We start from the raw sequence: 9,910 nt of genomic DNA on the forward strand, positions 1-9,910 counted from the left end.
ACAATCTAATCTAAAAATGAGAACTTATAAAAGAAAAAACACTTGCAAGAACGTTCTTGCAAGTGTTTAATTTAATTATTTTTGTCTAATAAATCTGTATCGATTTTTTAGGACTAGTCATTAATTTCAATTATTCTATTTTCATCTTGCTCCAAAAGCGATGATAATCCAGCAAATAATATTCCAACAAATAACGGAAAACTAATTGTAAATGGTGTCGAAAAAACTCTAACAAAAGGTTTCATAATACCAAATTATACAGGTACTGACGTAAATTATGATAAAAGAAGATTCTATTTTATTTTAACAAATGACGAAGTAACTTTACAAAACAATAATTTCGTTTATTCAGACAATATAACTCAATTAATAGATTTTAATATGTACTGCTCTAGTCTAAATCCTGGAAGTGTTCAATATACAACATACAATGTTAAAAATTCCCATACTAATGTAAATTACAATGATCCTTTTATAGACCATAGCGGTATAAATACAAATGTTGTAATTCAAAATGGAACATTCGTTTCGGGAAACTCTTTAAGCTCCGATGATATGACAAGTGGACAAACTAGTATTTCATATAATAATGGAATTTACACAATTAACTTTTCCTTTTCAAATGCACAAAATAATATTTCAGGAACTTATACTGGAACATTAACAAATCTAAATTACCAATATTAATAAAGTAAAATTAAAAAAACTGCTGGTAACAGCGGTTTTGTGCAAGTGGGGTTTGGGTTTATATCGGTAAGGGTTAGTGTTTGCAATTCTTCTCCGAAGTGAGGCTTTTTCTTTCAATCTTTTCGGTATATTTGTCAATATCAGTAACAAAAAATCCCCAACTTCTTAAAGCCGGCGGAGCGTTTTGCAACATTTTAAGAAAAGAATTGATTATTAAACTTCAGATGAAAACATTATACTTTTTTTACTTTTTCTTCCACTCTTATCAAATAGTCAAGAACAAAATATTGACTCATTAAATCAAGAATCAATTACTTTATTTTGTGGTTATAACAATAAAGAAGTTGAAAAACCTATACAATTAGAATGGGTTCAAAATGATATTAGAATCATAAAAAACAAACTGAACCAAATAAGTAAAAACACAAATACTACAAATCAAATCCTTGAAATTTTACCTAATTTTCTTGATGGAAAATGTAATTGTTCAAGTTATACTTATGAGTGTGGTTACAATCTTAAATCAACTATATATAAAATACATGGAGGTTATGGATCATATAATGTAAGTATTATCTATTTTGATAATTATGTACTAAAAATAAGAATAACTTTTGAAGTTGAAAATGAAATTATAACTAACTATTTACTTTCAGAAATTAAATTCCCTCTAAACTGCTTTTATGGCAAAATTGGTTTTGAAAAACAATATTCTGAAAATTTAAAAAAATATAATAACATTCATGGAAAATTATATTTGGAATCAAATGACTCAAATTTAAAAAGAAAAGCTGCAATTAATTACTTCACAGATGCATTAGATGATAGTACATTCGAAAAACCTTTTTATATTCTAGATGGTTTAGGATATGAAACTTTTAATTACTTACGGTATTTCATCGTTGCAAAAGATTATAAGGTATTAGAAAATATTTTATATTCTCCTAGTCCTACAAGCAGACAATTTACAGCACTAACTTTTAGATATTTAAAACATCATAATAATTACAAACCTAAATCCGAAATCAATGTTAGAATGAATGAAATACTTGCAAATCCAAAAATAATTGAAAGTGGAGTAATTAGCTGTTGGATAAATAAGTTTGAACATGACAAATATGACGTAGACAAAAATTTTGAAGAATATTTAATCACTCAATAAAAAAACGTTGCATAAAAGCGGTTTGGCACAATAGCTATTTTTATCTTAGCCACTCGCCTATTTTTCGCAAGAAAATCTATCTTAGCAAGAAAATAACCGTTCACGCAGCCGCAACAGTCGTAAAGCCAAGGACCGTTATCTGCAACCCTAACGAACACCCTGCTAAAATTCAACATTCCGACAAGAAAACCCAAAAGCCCACACTTTACCCATAAAAATTATCCATTCAAAAGCATAAACTATCCATTTTTAAATAATTAGTGTCCTTGCATTTTTGCATTGTCAATATTGACAAAGAATTAAAATTATTTTACATGGACGCATCAAATTATTTAGCCACAACTTATTGGGTTATTGGAGTAAACATTATTTTTATGTTTGCAACGCTTTGGCTTTTGAAAATTGGACGAGCAACCAAAACAACAAAGTGGGTTTTTGGTTTAATTTCAATAGCTTGGATTATCTTCATTCATTTTGTTTTTAGTAACAAATTAATTATTCCAATAGACATTTCGGGTGGAGCATTTTATGCTTTGACACTTTCTTCTGCGACACTTGTTTTAGTAGTATTTTATTTTTCGCCACTCAAAAAAGTATTTGATAATATTTCACAAGAAAACATTCAAATTGTTCAAGGACTTCGGGTTCTTGTAGCATCAGGGTTTTTAATGGAAGGTGTTTTGCAAGTTATTCCTGCTTGGTTTTCAATTATGGACGGGTTCCTTCACGTTTCATCAGGTTTTCTTGCATTATTGGCATCAATTGCAGTTGTCAAAAATCAAACTTCAAAAAATCAACTATTATGGTTAGCAAATATTGTTGGTGCTTTGGACATTGTTATCATTGTAACCAGTATTAGCCTTGTAGTTTGGAAAGATTTAGGAGCTTTTCACAATATGCAATACGTTGTTTTTTACACAGGAATATTACTACTTTGGTTTCATTTCGTATCAATTTCAAAACTTATAAAATCTACTAAATAAAATGGAAAAATTCACAGTTCCCACAAGAGAAAACGTTTCAGAAAATAATCAGGCATTATTTGACAACTTACAAAAAGCAGTTGGTTTTGTTCCCAATATGTATGCGTTTTTTGCTCATTCACCATCAGCTTTGGGCGATTATCTTACGCTACAAAACCGTAAAAACTCTCTAAATAATAAAGAAAAGGAAGTTATCAATTTAGTTGTAAGTCAATTAAATGGCTGTAACTATTGTAAAGCAGCACATACTGCAATTGCCAAAATGGTTGGCTTTACCGAAGAGCAAACTTTGGAAATTAGGAAAGCGAATATTTCGTTTAACTCCAAATTGAATGCACTTGTAAACCTTGCAAAAGAAATTGTAACTAACAAAGGCGAAGTTTCAGAAGAAGCAAAAGAAAATTTCTTAAAAGAAGGATACACTACCGAAAATTTAGTTGATGTTGTGATGACGGTTGGTGATAAAATTATCACTAATTATTTATTTGCGATTGCCAAAGTGCCAATAGATTTTCCTGAACCCCAAGCAATATAAAATGGTTAAATTTCTTATACTAACAAGTTTAATTTTATACACAATGAATGTGAATTCACAAAATGTTTCGCAACTCGTTATTGATGGGGCAGGCATAAAAAATGAAAGTTCTGAAATAATGGCTATTTTAAAATTTTATAAAGCCTTTAATAGCCAAGATATGCTTCTAATGGAGCAATCTTGGTTGGATACGGCAGATATTTCTATGGATAACCCTATTGATGGTATCCGCTGGGGTTGGGAAGAAATTGGTAAAGGATACGATAAAATATTTAAGGGCAAAGCAAAAGTATATGTAGAATTTCTTGATTTCTCAATTCATAAAACTTTAATTTTTGCAACGGGCAGAGAACGTGGCTATTTCAAAACAGATTCAATTGAAATTCCGTTGACAATTAGAACCACGAGAATATTTGTTTTAATTGACGGTAATTGGCGACAAATACATCATCACGGTTCAATTGACAATCCTGATTTATTAAAAACGTATCAAGAAACAATCCTAAAATGATAACAAAATCTGCATTAAAATCAGCTACAATTGTCGCTTTGGTTGTTACCAGCTATATTACATTTACCTTGGTTGCAGTAAATTTTGGCTTCATTCAAAACTTTATTTTCGTGTGGCTACGTAGTTGGCTCATCGCTTTTTTATTAGCTTTTCCATCATTGCTTTATGTTGCACCGTATATTAAAAACAAATTTAAAATTTAAAAAAATGCCCTACGTAAACATCAAAATCACCAAAGAAGGAGTAACATCTGAACAGAAAGCAGAACTTATTGAAGGTGTAACAAATTTGTTACAAAAAGTGCTTAATAAAAACCCAGCAACAACATTTGTGGTTATTGACGAAGTAGAAACAGACAATTGGGGCATTGCGGGAGAACAAGTAACAAAAAGACGAAAAAGAGAAAGTTAAATTTAATACTTTTGAGTTATGAAAGAACAAGACGTTTTTACATTAATTAATCAGCAAAACGGAAACCTTGCTTTTAAGCTGTTTTCATTTTGCGATAATAGTCATTTTGACCATTTGCAACGCAACAATTTTTATACAGTAATTTGGGTAAAAAATGGAGATGGACTTTTAAAAGTAGATTTTTCAGAATATCTATTTCAAAAGAATACTGTTTTTGCATTTACGCCTTATCAACCTTTTATGTTTTCTACTGATAAAAAAATTAGTGGAATAGCCTTGCAATTCCATTCTGATTTTTATTGTATTCACCGCAATCCAAAAGAAACTAATTGCGATACGGTTCTTTTTAACAACATTTATCAAGAGCCTTTTATTAGTATTGATAATTTAACAGAAAATAAATTGAACCAGCAATTGGAGCAATTAAAATCTGAAATACTAAATAAAGAAAACGACAACTACGAATTGTTAATCCCTAATTTAAAAATATTTTTAGTAACATTATCAAGACTAAAAGCACTTTCAAAAGTCAATGAGCCAAAGTTTATTGAAGCAGAAACACCTTTCGTTTTACAAAATTTAAAGAAGGCAATTGAAGAAAATTTTACGCAAAAACATTCAGCAAGCGATTACGCAACGCTTTTAAATATTTCGGCAAATGCTTTGGCAAAGTTGGTAAAAACACATTACAACAAAACACTAACCGACCTAATAACCGAGAGAATAATTATAGAAGCCAAACGAGAACTGTATATGACCAACAAACCAATTAAAGAAGTTGCTTGGTATTTGGGGTATGCGGACGAATTTCATTTTAGCAGACTTTTTAAAACCAAAACGGATATTTCACCCCAATTGTACCGAGATACAGTAGGTTTTGCGAAAGCTGAATTGAATTGACCAAAGAAGGGCAGCAGATAACAGGGGTTTTGCAAAAAAAACGGTTCAGTGCTAATTTGAACATTTGGAATTCTAATGAACATTTGTGCTAAACCGAACATCTATGCTTCTAATTCCGCTTCTTCGCAAAGCCCCAAACCGTTGAGTACTATTGTTTAAAACCGTAGAAGAAAATGAAATTTAGACAGATTGATATTCAAAAATTTGATTCAACAGGCAATTATATTTTGAATGAAGAATATATTCTTTCTTATGATTATTCTGACGGTTGGACTGAAAGATCATTTAGAATTGCATTTTTTATTGATGTATATTTTGACAGTAAAATTGATTTAAGTTTTTATATAAGAAATTTGAAAAAAAAGAAGGGAACTTCATATAGTCAAAAAATTGAAAAGCAAATTGAAATACAAACCCCAATAGAAATTAAAAACTTAATTTTATCATTAATTCATCTAAATGAGTTAAAGTTAAAGCATTTTTATGCAGACTCATTTATGGAGGATTCAAATGATGAGCACTTTGTTATTAATCATAATGGAAAATCTCATAATATTGGAATAGGAATCTTGCTTAAAAAAATAGAACCTGAAAATGAATCTGAAAATTTATTTTTTCAAATGCATACAGAATTTGAAAAATGGAAAGAAGATATATATAAGACAATATTATCCGAATTGTAAAATTACAACATCACACAACAGGCGTTTGGTAAGATTGCGAATTTTGTAGTAAATTCACGTTTACATTTCGCAAGAAATTTTATCTTTAACAGAAATAGACTGTTCCGAAGCTCGCAACTGAAGCCGAGTGCAGGGACGTTAGCTAATATTTTAAAAAACAGACTGTAAAATGAGAATAATCCAATTTTTAATATTGACAATCTTAACTATATCTTGTAATGATAATAAGTCAACAAAAATTGGCTTTACTGAAAAAAAGGACACGATTTCTAAAACTAATTTAAGTTCAGAAGAACCAGTATTGAAAACAGACAGTGTCAAAAAAGTTGATATTGGATATGCTGACACATACGAAAAATTACCAAAATTGACTTTTGAAACAATCACAGAAAGGGAATTTTTATCACTTGAATCAATAAAACCAATGCAAACTTTTAAGCCTGAACAAAACGGCAATTTCTTTTATATCCAAACTGCTTTAAAAAAACATAAGTTTAAAAAATACAGAGATTATGGTGGTGAAGAAAGCTGGAGCGGATTTGAGTATTTAGGATACTATGCTACTTCTAAATTATTTGCAATTACAGAAAATTCAACTTCCGAAAATTTAGGTTTTGGACAACTTTTTTTATTAGATAGCTTAAACGATTATAACTACAATATTATTTCTTTTGGAGACGGAGCTATAGAATTACCAATTCCATCTATTAATAATAAATATTTTGTTTATTTCTACAATTCAGTTTATGAACATAAAAATTGTGATATTGGAGTTTTGAAAGTTAATGATAGATTAAATCCAAAAAACTATTTAAGTGAATATGCAAGTTATTATTCCCAAGACTTTGCAATCGAAAAAATTGTATGGAAAACGGACAACAGTTTTTATGTGAAAGGTTATGAGGAAGTTTATGAAAATGAAAAATGGGTAAAAAAGTACAAATATTACAAAACAGAATTTGAATAGACAAACATCAGCTAACAAGCGTTGGCGAAAAGCGGGGCTGAAGTTGTTAGATTAAGCATTGATACAAGGTTCAACGGTAGTATTTCTATTGATTTTTTGTCCTAAAAATCCCCTCTTCGGTAAGCCCCGAAACGTTGGAGGTAATTAAAACAATATGGTAACAAATTTCCAAATTAATCGTCTAATTTGAAAAAAACAAATGCGTACTATATTCTTCTTAATTCTCTCATTCACTTATGTGGTTTCTTTTTCTCAAAGCTATAAATTAGAGTTTCATAAAAGCGACACACTATTTATTATAAAGAAAAATCCAGAAAAAGAGTTTTATCATGACTATATTTTGTTTGTTCCAAGAGAGGTTCCCTTAAACAAAAAAACATATCTTCTGGTAGAACCAAATAACACAGGTAGGCCATCTGACAGTATAGAAGTCCATAAAAAATATGCTATCGATTTAGCATCGGTAAGCTCGGTAGGAAACAATATTTCTACAATGCTAAAAATACCCTTACTTGTGCCTGTTTTTCCAAGACCATCTAGTTATGAACTAATATATACCCATGCTTTAGACAGAGACGTAATGCTAGAAAAATCTCTTGAACTAAAACGACTAGACCTACAATTGTTAGCAATGATTAATGATGCTAAAATCGTCTTAAACAAAATGGGTATTAAAGTTGACTCAAAAGTGTTTATGAATGGTTTTTCTGCATCTGCTACGTTTACGAACCGTTTTTCTTTTATTCATCCCCATGCTATAAAAGCATTAGCAATTGGTGGGTTTAATGGAGAACTGATGTTGCCTCAAGATAAAATTAATGATACAAAATTAAATTACCCTCTTGGTCTAAACGACTTTTCAGATTTATTTGACAAAAAATTTGATATTGATTCCTATAAACAAATTCCCCAATTTATCTATATGGGAAAATTAGACGAAAATGATGCTGTTCAGTTTGACGATGCGTACAGTGAGAATGAACGTCAAATAATTAATAATAATATAGGGCGAAAAGTACATGAAAGATATTTAAAATCTCAAGAGTTATATCTGAAAAAAAGTATTTTCCCTCTTTTTAAAAACTATGAAAATGTTGGTCATTGGACAACATCAGATATGAATTTTGAAGTGATAAAATTCTTTTTTAATCAAATAAAATAAAAATAAAACTACTGCTAATAGCGATGGCTGTTGCGCAACTAATCAAATGCAATTCTAGATTTTCAATCATTTTTAAAAATTAATACGCTTTATAAATCAAGTGTTTATGATTTTATAAAAACATAAAATTAGGCATTTAATAGAAAAACAGAAGTTATACAACAAGCTCAACAAGTTAAAATAACGCAACGAAAAAAATTATATTCTTAATACCATTTCTGCTTTTACTCGCATCGTGTGATAATGAACCTGTAGATTTCAATCCAACAAGTATTGATTATTCAATTGCTTTAGATACTTTGGCAAATTATGACAATTATTTTATTGGAGAATTTAATGGAGAATTATTAGTAAGCACAGAGACATTCATATATGGAAGAAGTGTCGGAAATACATTACAAGATTCTGTTACAGCGGATTTTTATTACGCATACAAAATTGCTAATACTCTATATTTAAAAACACCTTTCATTTATTTTACAGTCTATGAATTGATAGAAAAATTTGACTCTATTAATCAATATATCTATAATGATTATAATGATTTTTACACCTTTTTTAATAGAAATGAACTTGAATATCATTCGGCTGACAATTATAAAAATACTACACCTGAAATCATTGTAAGATATATTGATTATTCTATATTGATTGATAACACCGGCATAGTCTATAATTCCACAGATTTTGGTAAACCACCATATAATGAAAATAATTTTCGTATTGAAAATATTAGAGAGATAGAAAACCCTAACAGAGGAATTGAATTAACCTATTCATTTAATTGCACTTTGCTTTCGGATTCAAATGAATTAATTGAAATTGAAAAAGGAAAAGGAAAATGTACGTTCTGGTATTAAAAAAACTAGTTGCCAATAATGGTAATGTTGCACAACTACTATTTTTTCAAAATAACTCCAAAAAGACACATTATAAAACCTCTTTTAAAACGATTTAAACGAGGTTCTTTTTTTGTTAAAGTTAATTACAATCGAGTTTTTGAAGTCAAAAAAGCGCATTTTTATAACAGTAAAGTATTTCCTCTGTTTAGGAAAATAACTTGGGTTATAATGGATGTTTTTTTGATGGTAAAGCACATATATTTCTTCAAAATGAACTTATCAACAAACTATCACTACAATAATCAATTTATCGTCTATTTGAATTAATATTATTCAAATAACCCACCAATAAAATATTAAAGAAATCAACTGGATCTATACTTTAACTCACTGAATTTTTATTTTTTTATAGGTGTTCGATGATATGCTTCGCAGTTCTTGAACTTCTTTACCATAATATTTTTGGGTAACTCTATAAATGAAATGTAAATCGAGTTTGGTGAGTAATTTTCTGTAAAAGTATCCAGTGGAACCAAATCCAACAAATTAACCGAAACAAATAACTCAGAGGTAAAATTCTACTTTCCTTGCATAATTAAATTCACAAAAAATACCATTTGAAATGTTTTTTAATTATTATATTTGAGGAGTCGTACAACATGCACAGTGTATAATCAAAATGCCTTGCGCTTCTTTAGATAGAATAGGACAATTAAAAAAAATTGGCTATTTTAGCATTCATTAGTGAAGCAGATAGAAAAAGGCACTTCGCCTATACGCGGAACGTTAGCATATATTTTAAAAACAACCCGATAATAAATTTTCTCATAACAATTAAAAAACAGACAAATGAAAAAAATCATTTCAACCTTAAGTTTATTTTTAATAAGTCTTGTAAGCTTTAGTCAAGAAATTAAAATTAAAGATGACATTGTATCAATTGACGGTAAAGAATGTTTGAAAATAGGTGGAAATGCCAATAATGTATCCATTTCAGATTTAGAGGGAAATGAAATAATATTTTTAAAATTTATCCATAATAGCAAATATGGATCACTATACAATAA

Annotated in this window: 14 protein-coding genes; 13 read left to right on the forward strand and 1 reads right to left on the reverse strand. The window is 29.1% G+C overall.

The annotated features are described in order from the left end of the window. Positions 1-113 precede the first annotated feature (113 nt). Positions 114-245 (reverse strand): hypothetical protein, encoded by a 132-nt coding sequence (locus HALO113_RS16325; protein WP_255477943.1) that lies wholly within the window; start codon positions 243-245, stop codon positions 114-116. Between the two features lie 136 nt (positions 246-381). Here HALO113_RS16325 and HALO113_RS16330 point away from each other — a divergent pair, with 136 nt between their 5' ends. The 13 genes from HALO113_RS16330 to HALO113_RS16390 all read left to right on the forward strand — a co-directional run. Continuing rightward, positions 382-687 carry a hypothetical protein gene (locus HALO113_RS16330; RefSeq protein ID WP_159780206.1) on the forward strand — a complete coding sequence of 102 codons (306 nt, stop codon included), beginning with the start codon at positions 382-384 and terminating at the stop codon, positions 685-687. Positions 688-1,444: 757 nt separating this feature from the next. Beyond that, complete coding sequence (locus HALO113_RS16335) at positions 1,445-1,849, forward strand: hypothetical protein (protein WP_159780207.1); 405 nt, start codon at positions 1,445-1,447, stop codon at positions 1,847-1,849. A gap of 314 nt (positions 1,850-2,163) precedes the next feature. Beyond that, entirely contained in the window at positions 2,164-2,832 is a 669-nt protein-coding gene (locus HALO113_RS16340; RefSeq protein ID WP_159780208.1) for a hypothetical protein, read from the forward strand. Position 2,833: 1 nt separating this feature from the next. Next, positions 2,834-3,367, forward strand: a complete 534-nt coding sequence (locus HALO113_RS16345; RefSeq protein WP_159780209.1) for a carboxymuconolactone decarboxylase family protein — start codon at positions 2,834-2,836, stop codon at positions 3,365-3,367. A 43-nt stretch (positions 3,368-3,410) separates the two neighbouring features. Further along, positions 3,411-3,878: a nuclear transport factor 2 family protein gene (locus HALO113_RS16350; protein WP_159780210.1), complete on the forward strand. Its 468-nt coding sequence runs from the start codon at positions 3,411-3,413 to the stop codon at positions 3,876-3,878. Continuing rightward, the gene (locus HALO113_RS16355; protein ID WP_159780211.1) at positions 3,875-4,081 is read left to right on the forward strand and encodes a DUF2798 domain-containing protein; all 207 of its coding nucleotides are present in this window, start codon (positions 3,875-3,877) and stop codon (positions 4,079-4,081) included. The genes HALO113_RS16350 and HALO113_RS16355 overlap by 4 nt, the downstream gene beginning before the upstream one ends. 4 nt (positions 4,082-4,085) lie before the next feature. Then, entirely contained in the window at positions 4,086-4,289 is a 204-nt protein-coding gene (locus tag HALO113_RS16360) for a 2-hydroxymuconate tautomerase family protein (protein WP_159780212.1), read from the forward strand. A gap of 18 nt (positions 4,290-4,307) precedes the next feature. Further along, positions 4,308-5,189, forward strand: coding sequence for an AraC family transcriptional regulator (locus HALO113_RS16365; protein WP_159780213.1), 882 nt, complete (start codon positions 4,308-4,310; stop codon positions 5,187-5,189). Positions 5,190-5,362: 173 nt separating this feature from the next. After that, positions 5,363-5,872, forward strand: coding sequence for a hypothetical protein (locus HALO113_RS16370; protein ID WP_159780214.1), 510 nt, complete (start codon positions 5,363-5,365; stop codon positions 5,870-5,872). A gap of 169 nt (positions 5,873-6,041) precedes the next feature. Continuing rightward, positions 6,042-6,839, forward strand: coding sequence for a hypothetical protein (locus HALO113_RS16375; protein WP_159780215.1), 798 nt, complete (start codon positions 6,042-6,044; stop codon positions 6,837-6,839). Positions 6,840-7,038: 199 nt separating this feature from the next. Then, positions 7,039-8,001 carry a hypothetical protein gene (locus tag HALO113_RS16380; protein WP_159780216.1) on the forward strand — a complete coding sequence of 321 codons (963 nt, stop codon included), beginning with the start codon at positions 7,039-7,041 and terminating at the stop codon, positions 7,999-8,001. Between the two features lie 299 nt (positions 8,002-8,300). After that, complete coding sequence (locus tag HALO113_RS16385; RefSeq protein WP_159780217.1) at positions 8,301-8,861, forward strand: hypothetical protein; 561 nt, start codon at positions 8,301-8,303, stop codon at positions 8,859-8,861. Between the two features lie 831 nt (positions 8,862-9,692). Continuing rightward, the coding region (locus HALO113_RS16390) for a hypothetical protein (protein WP_159780218.1) at positions 9,693-9,910 on the forward strand (218 nt) is incomplete at its 3' end.

The organism is Flavobacterium sp. 9AF (assembly GCF_902506265.1).
Lineage (GTDB): Bacteria > Bacteroidota > Bacteroidia > Flavobacteriales > Flavobacteriaceae > Flavobacterium.

What these genes read in the sequence shown, in the direction of transcription:
- HALO113_RS16325 (WP_255477943.1), bottom strand. Translation starts at nt 245, where the DNA reads ATGAAACCTTTTGTTAGAGTTTTTTCGACACCATTTACAATTAGTTTT.
- HALO113_RS16330 (WP_159780206.1), top strand. Translation starts at nt 382, where the DNA reads ATGTACTGCTCTAGTCTAAATCCTGGAAGTGTTCAATATACAACATAC.
- HALO113_RS16340 (WP_159780208.1), top strand. Translation starts at nt 2,164, where the DNA reads ATGGACGCATCAAATTATTTAGCCACAACTTATTGGGTTATTGGAGTA.
- HALO113_RS16345 (WP_159780209.1), top strand. Translation starts at nt 2,834, where the DNA reads ATGGAAAAATTCACAGTTCCCACAAGAGAAAACGTTTCAGAAAATAAT.
- HALO113_RS16350 (WP_159780210.1), top strand. Translation starts at nt 3,411, where the DNA reads ATGAATGTGAATTCACAAAATGTTTCGCAACTCGTTATTGATGGGGCA.
- HALO113_RS16355 (WP_159780211.1), top strand. Translation starts at nt 3,875, where the DNA reads ATGATAACAAAATCTGCATTAAAATCAGCTACAATTGTCGCTTTGGTT.
- HALO113_RS16360 (WP_159780212.1), top strand. Translation starts at nt 4,086, where the DNA reads ATGCCCTACGTAAACATCAAAATCACCAAAGAAGGAGTAACATCTGAA.
- HALO113_RS16365 (WP_159780213.1), top strand. Translation starts at nt 4,308, where the DNA reads ATGAAAGAACAAGACGTTTTTACATTAATTAATCAGCAAAACGGAAAC.
- HALO113_RS16370 (WP_159780214.1), top strand. Translation starts at nt 5,363, where the DNA reads ATGAAATTTAGACAGATTGATATTCAAAAATTTGATTCAACAGGCAAT.
- HALO113_RS16375 (WP_159780215.1), top strand. Translation starts at nt 6,042, where the DNA reads ATGAGAATAATCCAATTTTTAATATTGACAATCTTAACTATATCTTGT.
- HALO113_RS16380 (WP_159780216.1), top strand. Translation starts at nt 7,039, where the DNA reads ATGCGTACTATATTCTTCTTAATTCTCTCATTCACTTATGTGGTTTCT.